Here is a 20,972-nt window from a genome sequence, read left to right on the forward strand (position 1 = left end):
TCCCCGGCGTCCCGCAGAGGCTCCCCGATCGATGGCGATACTGACGAAGCTGACCCACGTCACCCGCTACACGTATGACAAGCCGGTGACCCTCGGGCCGCAGGTGGTCCGCTTGAGGCCAGCCCCGCACAGCCGCACCAAGGTCCCGTCCTATGCGCTCCGGATCAAGCCGGACGGCCATTTCGTCAACTGGCAGCAGGATCCCCACGGCAACTGGCTGGCCCGCCTCGTCTTCCCCGATCCGACCACGGAATTCGAAGTGGCCGTCGACCTCCTCGCCGAGATGGCGACGGTCAACCCGTTCGACTTCTTCATCGAGGACTACGCCCAGAAGTTCCCCTTCGCCTATGCGCCGGAGCTGGCGGTGGAGCTCGCGCCCTATCTGGTGCGCGAAACCGAGGGCGACCTCTTCGCCGACTACATCGCCGGCGTATCCCGCCGGCTCGTGCCGACCATCGACTTCCTGGTGGAGCTCAACCAGAGCCTCCAGCAGGACATCCGCTACGAGATCCGCATGGAGCCGGGCGTCCAGACGCCCGACGAGACGCTCACCCGCCGCGCCGGCTCCTGCCGGGACTCCGGCTGGCTGCTCGTCCAGCTTCTCCGCCACCTGGGGCTCGCCGCCCGCTTCGTGTCCGGCTACCTGATCCAGCTCACCTCGGACCTGAAGGCCCTGGACGGGCCGACCGGAACGGCGGTGGACTTCACCGACCTCCACGCCTGGTGCGAGGTCTACATCCCGGGCGCCGGCTGGATCGGCCTCGACCCCACGTCGGGCCTCCTCTGCGGCGAAGGCCACATCCCGCTGGCGGCGACACCGCACTACATGTCGGCGGCTCCCATCAGCGGCGGCTATACGGGCGCGCCGGACACGAAGACCGATTTCGCCTTCGAGATGACGGTGGAGCGCATCGACGAGCGGCCGCGGGTCACCCATCCGTTCTCCGACGATGCCTGGGAGCGGCTGGTCGCGCTCGGCGACATCGTCGACAAGGATCTGAAGGACCGCGACGTCCGCCTCACCATGGGCGGCGAGCCGACCTTCGTCTCCGTGGACGACTACCAGCCGGCCGAATGGAACACCGCGGCGGTCGGGCCGACCAAGCGCTGGCGCGCCGACACCCTGATCCGCCGCCTCGCGGACCGGTTCGCGCCCGGCGGCTTCCTCCACTACGGCCAGGGCAAGTGGTATCCGGGCGAGAGCCTGCCCCGCTGGACCTTCTCGCTCTACTGGCGCAAGGACGGCAAGCCGATCTGGCGCAACCTGGACCTCGTCGCCCGGGAGAACCGCCCGGAGGGCGTCGGCGCGGACGACTCCGGAGCGCTCATCCGGGGCATCGCCCGCCGCCTCGCCATTCCGGCCGAGTTCGCGGTCCCGGCCTACGAGGATCCCGGCCACTGGATCCTCAAGGAGCAGGGCCTGCCGGAGAACGTCACCACGGACGACAGCAAGCTGGAGAGCGCGGAGGAGCGGGCCCGCATTGCCCGGGTGTTCGAACGCGGCCTCGGTACGCCCACCGGCCATGTCCTGCCGGTCCAGCGCTGGCAGTCCCGCGCCGGCCAGGGCTGGGCGTCGGAACTGTGGTCGTTCCGGCGCGGCAAGCTGTTCCTGATCCCGGGCGACTCGCCGGTCGGCTACCGGCTGCCCCTCGGCGGCCTGCCCTACGTGGCGCCCGCCGCCTATCCCTACGTCGTCGAGCGCGACACGTTCGCGCCGAGGCCCGACCTGCCGGATCCGGAGGACATCCATCAGGTCTACCGCCGCTCCGAGGAGGTGACGCCGGACGACCCGCGCGTGCAGCAATGGCTCACGGGCGTGGGCGCCGTCCGCACCGCCCTGTCGGTGGAGCCCCGCGACGGCCGGCTCTGCGTCTTCATGCCCCCCGTGGTCGGCATGGACGACTATCTGGAACTCCTCGCCGCCGTGGAGAACGCCGCCGAGGAGCTCGGCCTGCCGGTCCACGTGGAGGGCTACCAGCCGCCGTGGGACCCGCGCATCGGCGTCATCCGGGTCGCCCCGGACCCGGGCGTCATCGAGGTCAACGTGCACCCGGCCGCCTCCTGGCGGGAGTGCGTGGAGATCACCACCGGCGTCTACGAGGAGGCGCGCCTGTCCCGGCTCGGCACCGACAAGTTCATGGTCGACGGCCGCCACACCGGCACCGGCGGCGGCAACCACGTGGTGGTTGGCGGCGCCACCCCGGAGGACAGCCCGTTCCTGCGCCGGCCGGACCTCCTGAAGAGCCTCGTCCTCTACTGGCAGCGCCACCCGTCGCTCTCCTACCTGTTCTCCGGCCTCTTCATCGGCCCCACGTCCCAGGCGCCGCGCGTCGACGAGGCGCGCCACGACCAGCTGTACGAGTTGGAGATCGCCCTCGCCCAGGTGCCGCGGCCCGGCGAGGGCTGGGCGCCCCTGCCCTGGCTCGTGGACCGGCTTTTCCGCAACCTTCTCGTCGACGTCTCCGGCAACACCCACCGGTCGGAGATCTGCATCGACAAGCTGTTCTCCCCGGACGGTCCCACCGGCCGGCTCGGCCTCGTGGAATTCCGCTCCTTCGAGATGCCGCCGGACGCCCGCATGTCGCTCGCTCAGCAGCTTCTCCTGCGCGCCCTCGTGGCCTGGTTCTGGGATCAGCCGCAGACCGGCGGCTTCACCCGCTGGGGCACCGACCTCCACGACCGCTTCATGCTGGAGCATTTCGTCTGGGCCGACTTCCTGGAGGTGCTCGCCGACCTGAGGCGCGCCGGCTATCCCATGGATCCGGTCTGGTTCGACGCGCAGCGGGAGTTCCGCTTTCCCTATTTCGGCACCGTGGAGCGCCAGGGTGTCGGCCTGGAGATCCGCGGCGCCCTGGAGCCCTGGCACGTCACCGGCGAGGAGGGCGCGGTCGGCGGCACCGTCCGCTACGTGGACAGCTCGGTGGAGCGGGTCCAGGCCAAGGTCACGGGCTTCAACCCGTCCCGCCACGTGCTCGCCTGCAACGGCCGGCGGGTGCCGACCCTCGCCACCGGCGTCAACGGCGGCTTCGTGGGCGGCATCCGCTTCAAGGCGTGGCACCCGGCGAGCGGCATCCACCCCGTCCTGCCGGTGAACGCGCCGCTCACCTTCGACGTCATCGACACGTGGTCGGGCGTCTCCCTCGGCGGCTGCGTCTACCACGTGGCCCATCCGGGCGGCCGCAGCTACGACACCTATCCGGTCAACGCCTACGAGGCGGAAGCCCGCCGGCTCGCCCGCTTCCAGGACCACGGCCACGGTATCGGCCGGGTGGACGCCCCGCCGGAGGAGCGCCCCGGCGCCTTTCCGGCCACCCTGGACCTGCGCCGCCCCGCCTGGATCTGACGGACGGGCCCCGGCGGGAGACGGGGTCGAGCCCGCGGGCCTCCTCTCTCCCGTCCGATCGGGTTCGTCGCATGAAATGATCCTTTCAGGACGTCGGCGCGCCCGCTAGGCTCGCGCTCGTCACCCGGACTGGACATGACCCAGAAGCAGACCCCCTCGCCGTTCTCCCGCGCCGCCGCGCCGGGCGCTCCGCGCGCCGCCTGGGTGCGAGAGGCGCTCGCGGCCTATCGGCCGCTGCAGGGCGTCTACGACGAGCTGATGCGGCCGGACGGGAGCCTGCGCGAGCCCTGGAGCCGCTTCTTCGACGAGCTCGGCGGTCTCAGCCGAGGCCAGATTGGCGACGCCTTCGCGTCCGCCGACCGGCATCTCAAGGGCTCGGGCGTCTTCTACCGGGTCTACGACGATCCGGCGGGCGGCGAGCGCCCCTGGCCGCTCGCCCCCGTGCCGCTCCTGATCGGCGCCCGCGAATGGGCGGCGCTGAAGGAGGGCGTCGTCCAGCGCGCGCGCCTCGCCGAGGCCATCCTGGCCGACCTCTACGGCGACGGCCGGCTGGTGCGCGACGGCGTGCTGCCGGCCGCCGCCGTCGCCGGCAGCCCGGACTTCCTGCGCCCCCTCGTCGGCCTGAAGCCGCCGGGCGGGCGCCATCTCCACTTCTACGCGGTGGACATCGGCCGTGGCCCGGACGGGTCGTGGTGGGTCCTGTCCGACCGCACCCAGGCCCCGTCGGGCGCCGGCTACGCGGTGGAGAATCGGATCGCGCTGTCCCGCGCCCTGCCGGAGACCGTGCGCGCCCTTCACGTGGAACGGCTCGCCGCCTTCTTCCAGACCTTCCGGGACGAGCTCGCCCGCCTCAACGCCCGCGCGGAGGCGCGGGTCGGCCTCCTCACCCCCGGGCCGCTCAACGAGACCTATTTCGAGCACGCCTATCTCGCCCGCTATCTGGGCTTCCTTCTGGTGGAAGGCGGCGACCTCACCGTGCGCGACGGCGCCGTCTACGTGCGGACGGTCTCCGGCCTGAAGCGGGTGGACGTGCTCTGGCGCCGCCTCGACGGCGATTTCGCCGATCCGCTGGAGCTGCGCACCTCCTCCCGGCTCGGCGTTCCGGGCCTCGTCCAGGCGATCCGGGAGGGCGGAGTCACCGTCTCCAACGCGCTCGGCTCCGGCGTGGTGGAGAGCCGCGCCCTCATGGGCTTCATGCCGGCGCTCGCCCGCGCGGTCCTCGGCGAAGACCTGATCCTGCCCAACCTCGCCACCTGGTGGTGCGGCCAGCCCCGGGAGCGGGAGGTCGTCCTCGACAACCTGGACAGCCTGGTGGTGGCGCCCGCCTTCGAGCCCGAGATCCCCGGCCTGCCGGGCGTGCGCACCCTCCTCGGCTCCGCCCTTTCGGCGTCCGACCGGGCGACCTTCCTGGACATCGTCCGCCGCCGCGGCATGGACGTGGTCGGCCAGGAGGCCGTGAGGCTCTCCACCATGCCGGTGTGGCAGGACGGGCGCCTCACGCCGCGGCCCTTCGTGCTCCGCCTCTTCCTCGCCGCCACCGGCGACGACGGCTGGACCGTGATGCCAGGCGGCTTCTGCCGCATCTCGGGCTCCACGGACGCCCGCTTCGTGTCGCTGCAGCAGGGCGCCAGCGCCTCAGACGTGTGGGTGATCGGCGAGGGGCCGGTGGCCGAGACCTCGCTCCTGCCGACGCCCGACAAGGTGCGGGTGCGCCGGACCACCGGCACCCTGCCGAGCCGGGCCGCCGACAACCTGTTCTGGCTCGCCCGCTACCTGGAGCGGACCGAGGCCACCCTGCGGCTCGTCCGGGCGCTGCTCGGCCGGGTGGTGGAGGGCGGCGTCGGCGCCGACCGTCCGCTCGTCGACCGGCTGGTCCTCCTCCTGAAGCGCATGGGCGCGCTGCCGGCGGACAGCGACCGGCTGCCGCCGGCCCGGCTCGCCATCGCGGTGCTCACCGATCGCGCCGCCGTCGGGGCCCTGCCCCAGACGACGGCCATGGCCCGGTCTGCCGCCGCCGTGATCCGGGACCGGCTCGCCCCGGACGCCTTCCAGACCGTGACCGAGATCGCCACCCGGTTCGAGCGTCTGGACGGCCGGCCCATGACGCCCGGCCAGGCCCTCGACCTCGCCGGCTCGACCCTCCGGCTCCTCGCCGCCTACGCGGGCCTGCAGGCGGAGAACATGAGCCGGCTCACCGGCTGGCGCTTCCTGGAGATCGGCCGGCGGATCGAGCGGGCGGTCAACACGGCCCGGTTCGTGCGCCAGTTCGGCGAGGAGGGTGCGCCCGCGGGCGCCCTGGAGGTGATGCTGGAGCTCGGCGACAGCCAGATCACCTACCGCTCCCGCTATGTCGTCACCCCGTCCCGGGTGCCGGTGCTCGACCTCCTGGTCCTCGACGGCAACAATCCCCGGTCGGTCGCCTTCCAGGTCCACAGGGTGCTCGACTACCTGGAGACCCTGCCCGGCACCACCGTGGACGGACGGCCGGTGCCGGTTCTCCGCTCCGCCCGCCGCCTCTCCGCCGACCTCGACACCCTTCCGGTGGAGGACATGGCGATCCTCCAGCTCGACGGGGTGGTCAACGAGCTCTTCCGGCTGTCGGAAGGCATCTCCGAGCGCTTCTTCCGCCAGGCCCCCTCGGAGGATCTTCCCGAGGACCTCGGATGACTGGGAGCCGACCATGATCTACGACGTCCGGCAGGTGACCACCTACGACTACGGGTCGGTGGTGCCCTTCTCCCGCCACGTGGCCCGGCTGACGCCGGTGGACCGGCCCGGCCAGGCGGTGCGGGTGGCGGCGCTCGGCATCGAGCCGCCGCCGGCGGAGCGCAGCGAGGCGGACGACTTCTTCGGCAACCGCATCACCAGCTTCGCCCTCGACCACCCGCACGACCTCCTGAAGGTGGAACTCCGGGCCCGGATCGAGGTGGCGCCGGCCGAGCCGCTGATCGGCGGCCTGACGCCGCCGTGGGAGACCGTCGCGGACCTCGCCCTCGGCAGCGACGATCTCGACCCCCGGTCGCCGGCCCACGGGCTCTATCCGTCCCGGCGCGTCACCCTGGAAGCGCCGATCACCGCCTACGCGGCCGGCAGCTTCCCGGCCGGCCAGCCGATCCTCGACGGGGCGAGCGACCTCATGCGCCGGATCAGGCGGGACTTCCGCTACGCCCCCGGCAGCACGGATGCCGCCACCCGCCCGGACCAGGCCTTCGCGACGCGCCGCGGCGTCTGCCAGGACTTCGCCCACGTGATGATCGCCGGCCTGCGCGGCCTCGGCCTGCCCGCCCGCTACGTGAGCGGCTACCTGAGGACCGACCCGCCGCCCGGCCGGCCGCGGCTGGAGGGGGCCGACGCCACCCACGCCTGGGTGTCGGTCTGGTGCGGGGCGGACGCCGGCTGGGTCGGTCTCGATCCCACGAACGCGATGCTCGCCGGCGAGGATCACATCGTGCTCGCCATCGGCCGCGACTATGCGGACGTCTCGCCCCTCGACGGCGTGATCATCGCCTCCGGCGGCCACACGCTGGACGTGAAGGTGGACGTGATCCCTGTCGGGCCGCCGCCGCGGGACCGGCCGGCCCTCGCCCGCGTCGCGGAACGGACCCCGGCCCGGCGTGCCGGCGGCGCGGACGACTGATCCGCCGCCGACCCCATCGTCAGATCACGTCTTCCCGCTTCAAGGGCCGGGACAGGAGCCGGTCCACCGCGCCGTCCACGCCGATCCGCCCCTCGATCACATCGGCCACCGCCTGGAGGATCGGCGCCTCGATGCCGAGCGCCGTCGCCCGTTCCAGCGCGATGCCCGCCGTGAAGGCGCCCTCGGCGAGCTTGCCGAAGGCGTGCGGATCCCGTCCCTCGCCGATCGCGAGGCCGAAGGCGAAGTTGCGCGACTGGACGGACCGGCAGGTCAGCACCAGGTCGCCGAGCCCGGAGAGCCCCATCAGCGTCTCGGCCTTGGCGCCCCAGGCGGCGGCGAGGCGGCGCATCTCCACGAAGCCGCGGGTGATCACCGCCGCCTCCGCGCTCGCCCCCAGGCGCCGCCCGGCCACCACGCCGGCCGCGATGGCGAACACGTTCTTCAGCGCGCCGCCGAGCTGCACGCCCGTGAGGTCGCCGGTAGCGTAGGGCCGGAAGCCCGGGGCCGCCAGGACGCGGGCGAGCGCCTCGGCGGTCAGCCGGTCGTCGGCCGCCACGCTCACCGCCGTCGGCAGGCCCGCCGCCACCTCCATGGCGAAACCCGGCCCGGACAGGACCCCGACGGGCCCGCGCAGCCAGGTGGCGGCGATCACCTCCGAGACGAGGAGGCCGGTCGCCCGGTCGATGCCCTTGGCGCAGGAGATCACCGCCGTGCCGGGCTTCAGCACCGCCGACAGGGGCGCCACGACGACGTGGGTCGCCTGGGCGGGCACGCAGCAGAGCACCACCTCGGCCCCCTCCAGCGCCGCAAGGTCTGCCGAGGCCCGGACCCGGGGGTCGAGCGGCACGCCCGGCAGGGCCGGCGTCTCGTGCCGGGCGTTGATCGCTTCGATCACCTCGGGATCGCGCCCGACGATCAGCGCGTCGTGCCCCGCCCGGGCGGCCACCTGGGCGAGGGCCGAGCCCCAGGCCCCGGCGCCGAAGATGCCGATGGTCGTCATGCCGGTGCCTCCGTGATGGTGCGAGTCATACCTTGGCGCCGAGCCGCCCGTGGCCGACCACCGGCGCGGTGTCGCCGTCGAGCGGCCAACGGGCCCGGGCCGGCGCCGCGAGGTCGTCGTGGAGGCCGAGCGCCAGTCGTTCGGCGCCCGCCCAGGCGATCATGGCGCCGTTGTCCGTGCAGAGCGCGAGCGGCGGCACGATCAGCCGGGCGCCCTCCCGGTCGGCGAGGCCGCGGAGCCGCGCCGCGATCGACCGGTTGGCCGCCACGCCGCCCGCGACGACCAGCACCGGCTGGACGTCGGCCGCGTCGGCCCGGAACGCCCGGAGCGCGATCCCGACCCGGTCCGCCACCACGTCGCCGACCGCAGCCTGGAAGGCGGCGCAGAGATCCGCCACGTCCTTCGGGCCGAGCGGCGCGGCCGCCTCGGCCTCCAGCCGCACCGCCGTCTTCAGGCCCGAGAAGGAGAAGTCCGGCGCCTTGCGGCCGGTCATCGGCCGCGGCAGCGCGAACCGGGACGGATCGCCCGCCGCCGCCGCGCGCTCCACCGCCGGGCCGCCCGGATAGCCGAGGCCGAGGAGCTTGGCGGTCTTGTCGAACGCCTCCCCGAGGGCGTCGTCGATGGTGGTGCCGAGCCGCCGGTAGCGGCCGACCCCGTCCACCCGGACGATCTGGGTATGGCCGCCGGAGACGAGAAGAAGCAGGTACGGGAAGGCGACGCCGTCGGTGAGCCGCGCGGTCAGCGCATGCCCCTCCAGGTGGTTGACGGCGACGAGCGGCTTGCCGGCGGCGAACGCCAGCGCCTTGGCGGTCGTCAGGCCGACGAGCACGCCGCCGATGAGGCCGGGCCCGGCGGTCGCCGCCACCGCGTCGACGGCGGACAGCGCGACGCCCGCCTCCGTCAGCGCGGCCCGCACCACCCCGTCGATCGCCTCCACATGGGCGCGGGCGGCCACCTCCGGCACCACGCCGCCGAAGGCCGCGTGGGCCTCCACCTGGGACAGGACCACGTTGGACAGGATGCGTCCGCGCCCGTCCGCGTCGCGCGCCACCACGGCCGCGGCGGTTTCGTCGCAGCTCGTCTCCAGGCCAAGGACGAGGATCTCGGGCATCGCGCTCAGCGGCTCCTGTTCAGGCGAAGGCAGGCCGCGATTCCGGGGCCGCGGAGAATCCGGGCCGCGGACCGGGTCGGCACCCGCCGGCGGCGGCGAGGACGGCTTTCGTTCCAGCCGCGACCGGCGTATACCGGCCGTCGCGCCGCCCGACCGGCCCCTAGCATCTGGACGACCGCCCGTGCAATCAAATCCCGTCCGCATCGGAACCCGAGGCAGCCCGCTGGCGCTCGCCCAGGCTCACGAGGTGCGCGACCGGCTGGCCGCCGCCCTCGGCGAGACCGCGCCGCCGTTCGAGATCGTGGTGATCAAGACCTCCGGCGACCGGATCCTCGACCGTCCTCTCTCCGAGGTGGGGGGCAAGGGCCTGTTCACCAAGGAGATCGAGGAGGCTTTGATCGCCGGCGACATCGATTTCGCCGTGCATTCGTCCAAGGACATGCCGACGCTGCTGCCCGCCGGCCTGGTGCTCGACCATTTCCTGCCGCGCGAGGACGTGCGCGACGTCTTCATCTCGACGCGCCACGGGTCCCTCGCCGCCTTGCCGGCGGGCGCGGTGGTGGGCACCGCGTCGCTCCGCCGCCAAGCGCTCGTCAAGCGGCTGCGGCCGGACCTTGAGGTCGTCACCTACCGCGGCAACGTCCAGTCGCGCCTGCGCAAGCTGGAAGCCGGCGAGGTGGACGCCACCCTCCTCGCCCTCGCGGGCCTCAACCGGCTCGGCCTCCAGGAGGTCGTCACCGAGATCCTCCCGCTCGGCGATTTCCCGCCCGCGGTCGGCCAGGGCGCCATCGGCATCGAGAGCCGGGCCGGCGACGAGCGGGTCCACGCGCTCCTCGCCGCCATCCACGATCCGCACACGGGCGTCTGCCTTGCCGCCGAGCGGTCGCTGCTCGACGCCCTCGACGGCTCCTGCCGGACGCCCATCGCCGGCCACGCGACCCTCGGCGCCGACGGCACGCTGCAGCTTTACGGCCTGATCCTCACGCCGGACGGCGCCGTCGCCCACGACGGCCATGTCGCCGGCCGCGCGGCGGACGCCCGGGCTCTCGGCGCGGGCCTCGGCGCGCGCCTGAAGGATCTCGGCGGCCCCGACTTCTTCGCCGCCCACCCGGGAGCCTGACCTCCCATGCGGGTTCTGATCCTCAGGCCAGAACCCCAGGCGAGCCGCATGGCGGCCGCGCTCGACGCCATGGCGATCGATGCCGAGCCGGCGCCGCTCCTGACCGTGCGGCCGATCGAGGGCGCGTTCGCGGCTCTCGGGCCGGAGCCGATCCAGGCGATCCTGTTCACCAGCGGCGCCGGCGTCGCGATCGCCGCGGCGCACCTGCCGCGCGACCGCCCGGTCCTCGCGGTCGGCGCCGCCACCGCGGAGGCCGCCGCCGCCGCCGGCTTCAACGACGTCCTCGTGGCGGCGGGCGACGGCGAGGCCCTCGCCGAACTCGCCCGAAAGCGCCTGCGTCCGGACCTCGGCCGGCTGGTGCACGTGGCCGGCCGGCATCGGGCGGTCGACCTTCAGGCCCGCCTCGGCGCCCATGGCTTCCGGGTCGACCTGGTGGAGGCCTACGAGGCGCTGGACGCGGACGGCTTCCCGCCCGGCGCTCTTGAAGCGCTGCGGGCCGACGCCGTCGATGCGGTCGTGGTGGCGTCCGCGCGAACCGCTGCGGCGCTGCGGCGTTCCTGGATTTCGGCCGGTCTTCCGGCGCCCGCCGGGCGGCCGGCCGTGGTGGCCATCTCGGATGCCGCCGCCGAGCCGGTCCGCGGCTGCTTCGACCACGTGGTCGTGGCGGCCGCACCGGACGGCGAAAGTCTGACCAAGGCCGTGGTTGCGCTTCGCGGCGCGGTCGAAAAGAATGGCGTGGGCTCGGGGCCCCACGAAGCATCATGTCGCGCGGCGCCGAACAGGCCGTCGCGCTCTCAACCGGAGGAACGGACGGCCATGGCATCCGAGACCGACGACAAGCGCACCGGCGGAGGAGGCGCGGAGCGCGGCTTCGACTCGCGCGGCCGCCGCAAGGGCAAGCCGACCACGCTGGACCTGACCGCGACGGAAGTCCCGCCGGGCGCCGAGACGGCCGACACGACCACCGCGGCCCCCGTCACCACCGGCACGGCCGCCGACGCCCCGATCCCGGGCGACGCGCCCCTCGCCAGCGACACCTCCACGGCCGCTCCGTCCACCGCGGGAGACGCCTCGACCGTCGAGCGGCCGGCTTCCGCCGAGACGACGCCCGGATCCGCTGACGGCCCTGGCGCGGCCGATGCGCCGGACACCACGGGCGGCGCCTTCGGGTCGGCCGCCGATGCCGACCGGGCGGCCGCCGGCGCCACGGGCGCCTCGAGCCTCCATGGCTCGTCCGGCCACGGATCCTCTGGCCATGGCACGGCCGCGCACGATCCGTCCGCCGCGCCCGACCGTCGGCGTTCCGGCGGCCTCGGCGCCTTCGCGGCCGCCCTCCTCGGCGGCGTGGTGGCGCTCGGCGGCGGCGCGGCCCTGATGGCGAGCGGCGTGCTCTCGCCCTACCTGTCGAACACCGCCGACACCACCGCGGTGTCGGACCTGGAAGGCCGGGTCGCCGACCTCGGCAGCCAGCTCGCGGCCCTGGAGAACCGGCCCGCTCCGGAAGCGCCCGCGCCGGATCCGGCCATCGGCGAGCGCCTCGCCGCCCTGGAGACCGCCGTGCGAAACCTGCCGGCCGCGCCGACCGGCCCGGATCCGGCCGTGGAGGAGTTGCGGACCGCCGTCGCCGACCTGCGGGCGGCCATTGACGGCATGGCGCCGGTCCGGGAGGAGGTCGCCGGACTGTCCGAGCGGCTGAACGCGGTGGACGCCCGTCCGGTGCCGGCCGACCCGGCCCCGCGTCTCGACGAGATCGCCCGCGCCCTCGACGGCCTGCGGGCCACCGACGAGGCCCAGCGCGCCGCCCTGGAGCGGCTGACCGCCGCGACCGCCCGCCCGGTCGTCGAGCCCGGCCGCGTGGACGCCCTCCAGGCCGACCTCGACCGCCTCGGCCAGAGCCTCGCGACCCTGGACGCCAACCTGAACCAGCGCGTCGGCTCCCTCGACGGCAACGTCACCCAGCGCCTCGGCACCCTCAACACCGCCGTCGGCGAGCTGAAGGGTCAGGTCGAGGGCACGGTCGCCGACCTCAGGACCCGGGTCGACGCCGCGGTCGCGGACGTGGACAGCCGCGTCAACGCGGCCGTGGAGGAGATCCGCACCGCCGTCGCCCCGGTCGACCAGCGGGTCGGCGCCCTGGAGACCCGGATCGCGAACGAGCCGGCGGCCGCCACGGTGGCGGCCCTCTCCCTCGCGGTCACCACGCTGGCGTCGAAGGTCAATGCCGGCGAACCCTTCGCCACCGACCTCGCCGTGATCGAGAACACCGGCACCGAATTGCCGGACCTCGGCCCCCTCAAGGCCAACGCCGAGACCGGCGTGGAGACCACGTCCGACCTCGTCCGCACCTTCCCGGTGGACGCGATCCTGGACGCGCGGCCCATGGACCCGAACGTGGGCGTGTGGGACCGGGTGGTGGACGGCGCCAAGTCGCTCGTCAACTACCGCGAGGCCGGCGAGACGGCGACCGACCCTCTGTCCGAGCCGCTCGACCGCACGCAAGGCGCCCTCGCGGCCGGCGATCTCGCCGGCGCGCAGGCCGCCTGGGCCGACCTGCCGGACTGGGCCAAGGCGGCGTCCGCCGACTGGAAGGCCAAGCTCGACGCCCGCGTGGCGGTCGACCAGACGGTCGCGACCCTGACCGACCAGACCATGAGCCGCCTGCAGCCGCAGACGACCGGGACCGCACAGTGAGAAAAGGAAGGGCACGTTCATGATTCGTGTTCTCGTCGGCATCGCGGTCCTGTTCGGCGCCGTGTTCCTCCTGGACTGGCTCGGCGGCGTGCCGATCCAGGTCGCCATCAACTGGCCGGGCGGCGCCATGGCGCCGCCGCTCCGCGTGGTGGTGGTGTCCCTCCTGGTGTTCGCGCTCGCCGCCATCGTGCTCTGGAAGCTGATCTCCGGCATCCTGCACACGCCCGGCGCCGTGCGCGGCTTCTTCCGCGCCCGCCGCCGCGACCGCGGCTACCAGGCGCTGTCCCGCGGCATGATCGCGGTCGGGTCCGGCGACACCCGCCTCGCCCACCGCTATGCGGGCGAGGCCGGCAAGCTGATCGCCCAGGAGCCGCTGGTGCTGCTTCTGGACGCCCAGACCGCCCAGCTGGAAGGCCGGCGCGACGACGCCCGCTCCGCCTTCACCCGCATGCTGGACGACCCGGAGACCCGGCTCCTCGGCCTCCGCGGCCTCTTCATCGAGGCCAACCGCGCCGGCGAGACCGACGCCGCCCGCCACTATGCGAGCGAGGCCCAGCGCATCGCCCCCGGGGTGCCCTGGGCGGCGACGGCCACGATGGAATACCAGTCGAGCGAGCATGACTGGGCCGGAGCCCTCGCCACCCTGGAGCAGAGCGCCGGCGCCCGTCTCGTCGACAAGGCGCAGGCGCGCCGCCTGAGGGCGGTGCTGCTCACCGCCCGCGCCCTCGACGTGGAGGACGCCGAGCCGGAGAAGGCCCGCGGCTTCGCCCTGGAGGCGCACCGGCTGGCGCCGGACTTCGTGCCGGCCGCGACGGTCGCCGCCCGCGTCCTCACGCGCCTCAACGACACCCGGAAGGCCGCCAAGGTGGTGGAGACCACCTGGAAGCAAAGCCCCCATCCGGATCTCGCCGAGGCCTACCTGCACGTCCGTCCGGGCGACTCCGGCCAGGACCGGCTGAAGCGCGCCCGGGTGCTGGCCGGCCTGCGCTCCCACCATCCGGAGTGCGCCGTCACGCTCGCCCGGGCGGCGCTCGACGTCCGCGACTTCGCTCTCGCCCGCGACCAGCTCGCCAAGGCGCTGCGCCAGTCGCCGACCCAGCGCGTCTGCCTGATGATGGCCGAACTGGAGGAGGCGGAGCACGGGGACCGCGGCCGCGTGCGCGAATGGCTCGCCCGGGCGGTCCGCGCCCCGCGCGACGAGGCCTGGACGGCCGACGGCGTGGTGTCCGACACCTGGCAGCCGGTCTCGCCCGTCACCGGGCGCCTGGACGCGTTCGAGTGGCGGGTGCCGGTGTCGACCGACAGCGGCGCGACCGAGCTCGACGGATCGGACCTCGCCGAACGGGCGGCGCTGCCCCTGGAGACCCCGACCCTGCCGACCTATGCGGGCGACGCGCCGGCGGGCCATGCCGCCGACGCCGAGGAGCCCGCGCCGGCCGTCCAGCCCGTGGCGGCGCACGCCGAACCGGTGCGGACCGCGGACGCCCGGCCGGTTGAAACGCGGCCGTCCGAACCCCGATCCGCCGCGACCCGGCCCGCGCCGTCCCCCGCGGCCGCGGCCGAACCGGTCAGGCCCGCTCCCCCGAAGCCCGCCGCGGCGCCGGTCTCCTACTTCTCGCTGACGCCGTCGGCCAATCCGGGCGGTCCGCTGCCGACCCGGCTGCCGTTGCCGATCTACGGCCCGTCCGGCGGGCCCGCCAAGACCGCGCGTCCCTCGGCCTCGGCGGAGAGGCCGAGGCTCACCGAATATCCGCTGCCGTTCCGTCCGGACGATCCGGGCCCGGTGGACGACCAGGAGCCGCCGAAACCCCGGGTCAAGACAGGCGTTTTCGGCTGAACACCGATGCCGCGACGATCGCCCTTGAATTCGGCGATCGTTGCGGCTATCAACCCCGCCAAGCCGCATGGGGTCGTCCCGGCGGTGCGCCCGGTGCGTTTCGCCGGGTCTCGTGTAGGGCCGCAGTAGCTCAGCTGGTAGAGCACGTCATTCGTAATGATGGGGTCGGGGGTTCGAGTCCCTTCTGCGGCACCACCATCCTTCGTCAGCGTCATGGATCCGGATCGTCCGCGCGCGGCCCCTGGCACCCACACGCGATCGTGACGGCCACAACCCTTGCGGTCAGCCCCGGACGGGCCGATGTGAGCGCCGGGTCCGGCCCCGCCCTGGACCATCCACCGGTCCGCCCTCGTCCCTGACGGGGCTCCCTCGAGAACACCCGCCATCATGTTCGACAGCCTCAAGTCCCTCCTAGCAGACCTCTCCGGCCCGCGCCGGGAGGAGAACGCCATGGACGAGCGCCTGGCGACCGCGGCCCTCCTGATCCACACCATCGCGGTGGACGGCGAGATCTCGCCGAAGGAGCGGGCGCAGCTCCGGGCGGCGCTGACCGGCGCCTTCGGGCTCAGCCGGACCGAGACCGACGCCCTCATCGAGGAGGCCCGCGAGCGGGACAGGGAGGCGGTCGACCTCTACGGCTTCACCAGCGTCCTGAAGCGGAGCCTCGACGCCCCCGGCCGGGAGCGCGTGATCGAGATGATGTGGGAGATCGTGTTCGCGGACGGCGGCGTCCACGAGTTCGAGGACAACATCGTCTGGCGCGTGGCCGAGCTCCTCGGCGTCTCCGCCCGCGACCGGATCCGTCTGCGCAAGCGCATCGAAGGCCGGCTTGCGCAGTCCTGACGATTTGGCCCATGCTGCGGCCCGGCCCGTCGCGGCCGAACCGACCAGGGTAGCCGATTGCCCGTGATGGACCTCTCGCCCGCAGGGGACGCCGATCGCGCCGCGCGCGCGCCCGTCCTGATCGTCCTCCACCAGGAAACCTCCAGTCCGGGCCGGGTCGCCGACGCGCTCCGTCGCCTCGGCTTCCCCCTCGACATCCGCCGACCGCGCTACGGCGACCCGCTTCCGGACACCATGGCGGAGCACGCCGGCGCCATCGTGTTCGGCGGCCCCATGAGCGCGAACGACCCGGACGACTTCGTCAAGCGCGAGATCGACTGGCTGGCCGTGCCGCTGAAGGAGGAGAAGCCCTATCTCGGCATCTGCCTCGGGGCCCAGATGCTGGCCAAGCATCTCGGCGCGTCGGTCGGCCCGCATCACGCCGGAATGGCGGAGATCGGCTATTATGCGCTCCGGCCGACGCCGGCCGGCACGAGCCTGCTCGACTGGCCGCCCCACGTCTACCAGTGGCATCGCGAGGGCTTCGACGTGCCGCGCGGCGCCGACCTCCTGGCGTCCGGGGATCTCTTTCCGAATCAGGCCATCCGCGTCGGGTCCCGGGCCTATGGCATCCAGTTCCACCCGGAACTCACCTGGGCGATGATGAACCGCTGGTGCGTGCGCGCCGCCGACCGCATGCTGATGCCCGGCGCCCAGCCCCGGACCGACCATTTCCGCGGCCGGCACATGCACGACGCGCCGATCCGCGCCTGGCTCGACCGCTTCCTGGCGATCTGGCTCGCCGACGATCCGGCGCGAAGCCTTTCCCGCTGACCGCCGGACCGGCCCCACGCGGGGCGGCGCTGGACGGCGCCAAGTCGTTGACCCTCGCGCCGCCCTGTCCTTCGTGCGATTCTGCCGCTCGCTCGCCCTTCAGTCCCACGGTGCCGCTCACGGGCGGCGTCCCGGAACGGCACGGTTTCGAAACCTTCTATCCAGACGCGCGCCGCTGGCTGCGAACCGAATGGAAACCCTTTTGTGCGATTGTTCGTTCGTCGGCAGCTTGTCTCGCGTAGCCGACGAAACCGGACGGAAGTGCCGTCGCTCCCATCAGGTCTCGCGTAGGGAGCGCGGCTTCCGGTCCGGGGGTTCCCGGGCCACGGCCGGACCCGGCGCCAGCCGCCCCGAAGATCCCCCACCCGCCCGAACGACCCGCCGCACGCGTGCCACCCGTCCCGCTCGCAAGGCGTTTCGCCGGCGCGAGACGAGATGCCGCGACAGGCATAGTCGCGATGACGGCATGGATATCAGGAAGGGGAGGTCGACCTGGTGGAGCCGAGGGGAATCGAACCCCTGACCTCTGCAGTGCGATTGCAGCGCTCTCCCATCTGAGCTACGGCCCCGTCCAGGTGGGCGCATTTAGGAGACCGGGCCCGCGGCTGTCAAGCGGGTCCACGCGTCCGGCCGCACGGGATCGACCCGAACGCCGCCGCTGCACCCGCTTCTCGGGCTTCCGGCGGGACGCAGGGTTGCGGCGGGCACACCGGCCCGCTACATCGGAGTGACCTTCAGCTCGAACGAACCAGAGCCATGCTCGCCATCCTCGACGTCGTCCTGCTCGCCCTGCAGCTCTACACCTATGTGATCGTCGCGGCGGCGATCTTCTCCTGGCTCTATGCCTTCAACGTGGTGAACCCCCGCAACCAGTTCGTCTCGATGATCGGCAACGCGCTCTATCAGCTCACCGAGCCCCTGCTGCGGCCGATCCGCCGCATGTTGCCGGCGATGGGCGGCCTGGACCTGTCGCCGATCGTGCTCCTGCTCGGCATCTTCCTCGTCCAGCAGATCATCGTCCGCTACCTCTACCCGGCCGCCCTCTTCTGAGCGGACCCGTGGCCGCGTCCCGGCCACCGGCCGACGCGCCCGTCGGGAGCCCGCTCCTGAGGGTCGGCGAAGACCTCGTCCTCCTGGTGCGGCTGACCCCGCGCGGCGGCCGCGACGCGCTGGACGGCATCTCGACGCTGTCCGACGGACGGACCGTGGCGGCGGCTCGCGTCCGGGCGCCCGCCGAGGACGGCAAGGCCAACACCGCGCTGCTGGCGCTCGTCGCCGCCGCCGCCGGCGTGCCGCGCTCGTCCGTGACGCTGGAGGCGGGAGCGACCAGCCGCCTGAAGACGGTCCGGATCCGGCGCGCGGGCGTGCCGGCCGAAGCGGCTCTCGGGGCCGCGCTCGCCGGGCCCTGAGTCAACGGTTGCGGAGACGGTCGAGCGGACGGCGCGGCCGGGGCCGCTCAGTCCTCGTCGGCGATGGAGCGGGCTTCGTCCGGCAGCATGATCGGAATGCCGTCCCGCACAGGATAGGCGAGCTTCGCCGAGCGGGAGATCAGCTCCTGGGTCTCCGGCCGCCATTCGAGCGTGCTCTTGGTGAGCGGGCAGACCAGGATTTCCAGAAGCTTGGGGTCGAGGGCGCCGGCGCGCCGTGAGGCATCACTCATGGGCGGTCCCTCCTTGCGAAAGCGGGGGCGCCGCGGCCGTTTCGGGCGCCGCGGCCGTTCCAGGCGCCGCCGTGCCGGGCGTCACTGCAGCGGCGGCGCCTCGCCGCCCTTGCCCCGCGCGAGCGCGATCTCGGTGATGGCCACCAGGGTGTCGGCCCGGGTCTTCAGGTCCGGCGCCTCCAGGAGAGCCTGTTTCTCGGGCGGCCCGAACGGGCTCATCATCGAAAGGGCGTTGACCAGCGCCTCGGTCGGCGTCCGGTTGACGCTGTCCCAGTCGGCCTCCAGGTTGTTGGCCTCGAAGAAGGCCTCCAGCGCCTTCAGGAGCGCCGGCCGGTCCACATCGCCCTCCCCGGCCCGGGCGAGATAGTCGCCCGCGAAGCCGGAGCCGTCGATCCGGCACATCCGGAACAGGCGGCCGGACCGCACCTCCTCGACGATGCGGAACCGCGCCACCCCGGTCAGGGTGATCAGGTAGCGCCCGTCGCCGGATTCGCTCAGCGAGGTGATTCGCCCGGCGCAGCCGACGCCACAGAGGGCCGGATCGGAACCCGGCCGCACGGTGCCCTCGTCGAAGCGCGGCTGCACCATGCCGATCAGCCGGTCGGTCGTCATGGCATGGTCCACCATGGCGAGGTAGCGCGGCTCGAAGATGTTGAGCGGCAGCTGCCCCCGGGGCAGCAGCAGCGCTCCGCTCAGCGGGAACACCGGGATCTCCCGCGGCAGGTCGTCGGCCGATGAGTAGCGCGCGTTGCCGACCATCATGGTGCCGTCGTCGTCCTTCCTGACTTGAGAGCCTGGAGCATTTTCCGATCGGGTTGCAGGACTTGATCGCCGAGAGAATGCTCCAGCTTATCGAATCCGGAGCGATTTCTTGTCGGCCTGACGAGTCCGTCAGGTCGTGAAAACGCTCCAGACCGGCGGGCCATGACGCCCGCCCGATCCGTAGATAGGTCGCGGCGCCGGAAAGGCGACGCCTCAGGCGAAGAGGACGGACGAAAGCCGCCGGCGCCCGTAGAGGGTCGCCGGATCGGTCGGCCCCCAGGCTTCGAAGAACTGGACGAGCTGCTTGCGCGCCGCCTCGTCGTTCCAGCCCCGCTCGCGGCGGACGATCTCCACCAGGTGGTCGGCCGCCTGCTGGCGTTCGCCGCGGGCGTTGAGCGCGAGCGCGAGCTCGAACCGGGCCTCGTGGTCGCCCGGATGGGTTTCCACCCGGCGCACGAGCTCCGCGGCATCGCCCAGACTCGCCGCCTGCTCGGCGAGCTCCAGCTCCGCCCGGGCGCCCGCCACCGCCGCGTCCGACTGCCTGGCCGCCGGCACGCGGTCGAGCACCGCGCGGGCGTCGTCCAGCTGGCCGACGCCGATCAGCGCGCGGGCGAGGCCGGCGAGCGCCCCGACGGTCTCCGGCTCCTCCTGCAGCACCGCCATGAAGAGTTCGGCCGCCTGCTCGTAGGCCTTCTCGCCGAGGGCGGCGAGGCCCGCCTCGATCAGCTGCTCCACGTCGCTCGGCCCCACCGGGCCGGCGACGCGCTCGATGAACTGCTTCACCTGGCTTTCCGGCAGCGCGCCCATGAAGCCGTCGAGCGGCCGGCCCTGGCTGAAGGCGATCACCGCCGGGATCGACTGGATGCCCAGCTGGCCGGCGATCTGCGGATGCTCGTCGATGTTCATCTTCACGAGCTTCACCTTGCCGCCGGCCGCCTTGACGACCTTCTCCAGCACGGGGGTCAGCTGCTTGCAGGGCCCGCACCACGGAGCCCAGAAGTCCACCAGCACCGGAACGGTCCGGGAGCCCTCCAGCACGTCGCGGGCGAAGGTCTGGGTGGTGGTGTCCTTGATCAGGTCGCCGGCCGGCGCCCCGGTCGGGGCCGGGGCCGGCTCGCCGAGGCTGGAGCCGAAGGTGAAGGTGGGTCCGCTCATGGGTCTGTTCCGAACTGGTCTGGCGTGGGTCCGGCGGCGCGGTCCGCCCGTCGGCTGTCGGCCCTTATTTGGCGTGAATTCGTCCGAATGACAAATGGTCGCCGGACGAATCACGGTCCGGCGCCTCCGCCTCAGGCATCAGCGGCGAGCGGCAGGTCCGTCACCACCGGCGGATGGCCGGTCGCCTCCAGGAAGCGGATCAGGTCCGCAGGCGCGATCGACGTGGTGGCGGTGTTGCGCAGCGGGTGGAAGTTCACCGGCTCCAGGGCGAGCAGCGCCTTCTCCAGCACCACGGTGACGCGACCGTCCGTGTCGTTGATCGCCCCGAACGGCGTCACCGACCCGGGCTTGACGCCCCAGACCTCTTCGAGGAGCTCGCCCGAGCCGAACGACACCCGGCCGGAGCCGCCGATCGCCGTGTGGATGGTCTTCAGGTCCAGCTTCGCGTCCTCGCGCGCCGTGACCAGGAAGAGGCGGCTCTTCTTGTCCTTGACGAACAGGTTCTTGGAGTGCCCGCCGGGGATGTCGCCACGCAGGCCCTGGCTCTCCTCCACGGTGAAGAGCGGCGGGTGTTCCACGGTGCTGTGGGTGATTCCGAGCTGGTCGAGGAAGGCGAAGAGGTCGTCCGTCGTTTTCGGCATGGGCGTCCCGTCGAGAGCAGAAGGCGTGGAACCGCTGATCTAGCCGGAACCGCGCGGGCCGGAAAGGACCCAGGCGACACCTCCCATCGAAGCTTCACATTCCCTGTTGCAATCCCCTCCGATCTGGTCCATATACGCCTCGCTCCGGCCACGGAGCCCCGGGAAACGGGCGGTGCGGGTGTAGCTCAGGGGTAGAGCACAACCTTGCCAAGGTTGGGGTCGAGGGTTCGAATCCCTTCGCCCGCTCCAGTTTCCCTCCCGACCAGAAGCCGCGGTTCGCCGCGGCTTTTGTCGTTTCCGGGGTCGCGGAACCGCCACCGGCGCCGCCCTTCGCGCTTTCCGGGAGACCCCGTCCGCGT

16 protein-coding genes and 3 tRNA genes are annotated in these 20,972 nt (G+C 73.2%); 12 read left to right on the forward strand and 7 right to left on the reverse strand.

Features of this window, described 5'->3' with window-relative positions:
* The first annotated feature begins 31 nt into the window (after positions 1 to 31).
* From HND91_RS03170 to HND91_RS03180, 3 genes are all read left to right on the forward strand, one after another.
* The gene (locus HND91_RS03170) at positions 32 to 3,343 is read left to right on the forward strand and encodes a transglutaminase family protein (RefSeq protein WP_181705049.1); all 3,312 of its coding nucleotides are present in this window, start codon (positions 32 to 34) and stop codon (positions 3,341 to 3,343) included.
* A gap of 135 nt (positions 3,344 to 3,478) precedes the next feature.
* On the forward strand, positions 3,479 to 6,010 hold the full coding sequence (locus HND91_RS03175; RefSeq protein WP_181705050.1) for a circularly permuted type 2 ATP-grasp protein: 2,532 nt from the start codon (positions 3,479 to 3,481) through the stop codon (positions 6,008 to 6,010).
* A gap of 13 nt (positions 6,011 to 6,023) precedes the next feature.
* Positions 6,024 to 6,980 carry a transglutaminase family protein gene (locus HND91_RS03180; RefSeq protein WP_181705051.1) on the forward strand — a complete coding sequence of 319 codons (957 nt, stop codon included), beginning with the start codon at positions 6,024 to 6,026 and terminating at the stop codon, positions 6,978 to 6,980.
* Positions 6,981 to 6,999: 19 nt separating this feature from the next.
* On the opposite strand, the gene HND91_RS03185 is transcribed toward HND91_RS03180, so the two are convergent.
* Both HND91_RS03185 and tsaD read right to left on the reverse strand, forming a co-directional pair.
* Positions 7,000 to 7,980, reverse strand: coding sequence for an NAD(P)H-dependent glycerol-3-phosphate dehydrogenase (locus HND91_RS03185; protein ID WP_181705052.1), 981 nt, complete (start codon positions 7,978 to 7,980; stop codon positions 7,000 to 7,002).
* 25 nt (positions 7,981 to 8,005) lie between these two features.
* The gene (tsaD, locus tag HND91_RS03190; RefSeq protein WP_181705206.1) at positions 8,006 to 9,082 is read right to left on the reverse strand and encodes a tRNA (adenosine(37)-N6)-threonylcarbamoyltransferase complex transferase subunit TsaD; all 1,077 of its coding nucleotides are present in this window, start codon (positions 9,080 to 9,082) and stop codon (positions 8,006 to 8,008) included.
* 190 nt (positions 9,083 to 9,272) lie between these two features.
* On the opposite strand from tsaD, the gene hemC reads away from it, so the two are divergent.
* The 6 genes from hemC to HND91_RS03220 all read left to right on the forward strand — a co-directional run bounded on the left by hemC (position 9,273) and on the right by HND91_RS03220 (position 16,395).
* Positions 9,273 to 10,211, forward strand: coding sequence for a hydroxymethylbilane synthase (gene hemC / locus HND91_RS03195; protein WP_181705053.1), 939 nt, complete (start codon positions 9,273 to 9,275; stop codon positions 10,209 to 10,211).
* Between the two features lie 6 nt (positions 10,212 to 10,217).
* A complete protein-coding gene (locus HND91_RS03200; RefSeq protein WP_181705054.1) occupies positions 10,218 to 12,902 on the forward strand; it encodes a uroporphyrinogen-III synthase in 2,685 nt (894 codons plus the stop codon).
* 19 nt (positions 12,903 to 12,921) lie between these two features.
* Positions 12,922 to 14,739 carry a heme biosynthesis protein HemY gene (locus tag HND91_RS03205; RefSeq protein WP_181705055.1) on the forward strand — a complete coding sequence of 606 codons (1,818 nt, stop codon included), beginning with the start codon at positions 12,922 to 12,924 and terminating at the stop codon, positions 14,737 to 14,739.
* Between the two features lie 119 nt (positions 14,740 to 14,858).
* Positions 14,859 to 14,934: transfer RNA gene (locus HND91_RS03210), tRNA-Thr, on the forward strand.
* Between the two features lie 192 nt (positions 14,935 to 15,126).
* A complete protein-coding gene (locus HND91_RS03215; RefSeq protein WP_181705056.1) occupies positions 15,127 to 15,582 on the forward strand; it encodes a tellurite resistance TerB family protein in 456 nt (151 codons plus the stop codon).
* Between the two features lie 66 nt (positions 15,583 to 15,648).
* Positions 15,649 to 16,395, forward strand: a complete 747-nt coding sequence (locus tag HND91_RS03220) for a glutamine amidotransferase (RefSeq protein WP_181705057.1) — start codon at positions 15,649 to 15,651, stop codon at positions 16,393 to 16,395.
* 493 nt (positions 16,396 to 16,888) lie between these two features.
* Here the strand turns inward: HND91_RS03220 and HND91_RS03225 are convergent.
* Positions 16,889 to 16,964, reverse strand: a tRNA-Ala gene (locus HND91_RS03225).
* A 187-nt stretch (positions 16,965 to 17,151) separates the two neighbouring features.
* On the opposite strand from HND91_RS03225, the gene HND91_RS03230 reads away from it, so the two are divergent.
* Both HND91_RS03230 and HND91_RS03235 read left to right on the forward strand, forming a co-directional pair.
* On the forward strand, positions 17,152 to 17,445 hold the full coding sequence (locus HND91_RS03230) for a YggT family protein (protein WP_181705058.1): 294 nt from the start codon (positions 17,152 to 17,154) through the stop codon (positions 17,443 to 17,445).
* 56 nt (positions 17,446 to 17,501) lie between these two features.
* Positions 17,502 to 17,804, forward strand: coding sequence for a DUF167 family protein (locus HND91_RS03235; RefSeq protein WP_181705207.1), 303 nt, complete (start codon positions 17,502 to 17,504; stop codon positions 17,802 to 17,804).
* Between the two features lie 47 nt (positions 17,805 to 17,851).
* Here HND91_RS03235 and HND91_RS03240 read toward each other — a convergent pair whose 3' ends face one another.
* From HND91_RS03240 to HND91_RS03255, 4 genes are all read right to left on the reverse strand, one after another.
* Positions 17,852 to 18,055, reverse strand: a complete 204-nt coding sequence (locus HND91_RS03240) for a Trm112 family protein (protein ID WP_181705059.1) — start codon at positions 18,053 to 18,055, stop codon at positions 17,852 to 17,854.
* A gap of 81 nt (positions 18,056 to 18,136) precedes the next feature.
* Positions 18,137 to 18,817, reverse strand: coding sequence for an LON peptidase substrate-binding domain-containing protein (locus HND91_RS03245; RefSeq protein ID WP_181705060.1), 681 nt, complete (start codon positions 18,815 to 18,817; stop codon positions 18,137 to 18,139).
* A 213-nt stretch (positions 18,818 to 19,030) separates the two neighbouring features.
* The gene (gene trxA, locus HND91_RS03250) at positions 19,031 to 19,972 is read right to left on the reverse strand and encodes a thioredoxin (protein WP_181705061.1); all 942 of its coding nucleotides are present in this window, start codon (positions 19,970 to 19,972) and stop codon (positions 19,031 to 19,033) included.
* 131 nt (positions 19,973 to 20,103) lie between these two features.
* Complete coding sequence (locus HND91_RS03255; protein WP_181705062.1) at positions 20,104 to 20,613, reverse strand: prolyl-tRNA synthetase associated domain-containing protein; 510 nt, start codon at positions 20,611 to 20,613, stop codon at positions 20,104 to 20,106.
* Between the two features lie 174 nt (positions 20,614 to 20,787).
* Between HND91_RS03255 and HND91_RS03260 the strand changes: the two genes are divergently transcribed.
* Positions 20,788 to 20,862: transfer RNA gene (locus HND91_RS03260), tRNA-Gly, on the forward strand.
* The last annotated feature ends 110 nt before the right edge of the window (positions 20,863 to 20,972 follow it).

The sequence above is a fragment of the Chthonobacter rhizosphaerae genome (assembly GCF_013839525.1).
Taxonomy (GTDB): domain Bacteria; phylum Pseudomonadota; class Alphaproteobacteria; order Rhizobiales; family Pleomorphomonadaceae; genus Chthonobacter; species Chthonobacter rhizosphaerae.

Coding starts and splice junctions, on each gene's coding strand:
- HND91_RS03170 (WP_181705049.1), top strand. CDS start 32: ATGGCGATACTGACGAAGCTGACCCACGTCACCCGCTACACGTATGAC.
- HND91_RS03175 (WP_181705050.1), top strand. CDS start 3,479: ATGACCCAGAAGCAGACCCCCTCGCCGTTCTCCCGCGCCGCCGCGCCG.
- HND91_RS03180 (WP_181705051.1), top strand. CDS start 6,024: ATGATCTACGACGTCCGGCAGGTGACCACCTACGACTACGGGTCGGTG.
- HND91_RS03185 (WP_181705052.1), bottom strand. CDS start 7,980: ATGACGACCATCGGCATCTTCGGCGCCGGGGCCTGGGGCTCGGCCCTC.
- HND91_RS03200 (WP_181705054.1), top strand. CDS start 10,218: ATGCGGGTTCTGATCCTCAGGCCAGAACCCCAGGCGAGCCGCATGGCG.
- HND91_RS03205 (WP_181705055.1), top strand. CDS start 12,922: ATGATTCGTGTTCTCGTCGGCATCGCGGTCCTGTTCGGCGCCGTGTTC.
- HND91_RS03215 (WP_181705056.1), top strand. CDS start 15,127: ATGTTCGACAGCCTCAAGTCCCTCCTAGCAGACCTCTCCGGCCCGCGC.
- HND91_RS03220 (WP_181705057.1), top strand. CDS start 15,649: ATGGACCTCTCGCCCGCAGGGGACGCCGATCGCGCCGCGCGCGCGCCC.
- HND91_RS03230 (WP_181705058.1), top strand. CDS start 17,152: ATGCTCGCCATCCTCGACGTCGTCCTGCTCGCCCTGCAGCTCTACACC.
- HND91_RS03240 (WP_181705059.1), bottom strand. CDS start 18,055: ATGAGTGATGCCTCACGGCGCGCCGGCGCCCTCGACCCCAAGCTTCTG.
- HND91_RS03245 (WP_181705060.1), bottom strand. CDS start 18,817: ATGATGGTCGGCAACGCGCGCTACTCATCGGCCGACGACCTGCCGCGG.
- trxA (WP_181705061.1), bottom strand. CDS start 19,972: ATGAGCGGACCCACCTTCACCTTCGGCTCCAGCCTCGGCGAGCCGGCC.
- HND91_RS03255 (WP_181705062.1), bottom strand. CDS start 20,613: ATGCCGAAAACGACGGACGACCTCTTCGCCTTCCTCGACCAGCTCGGA.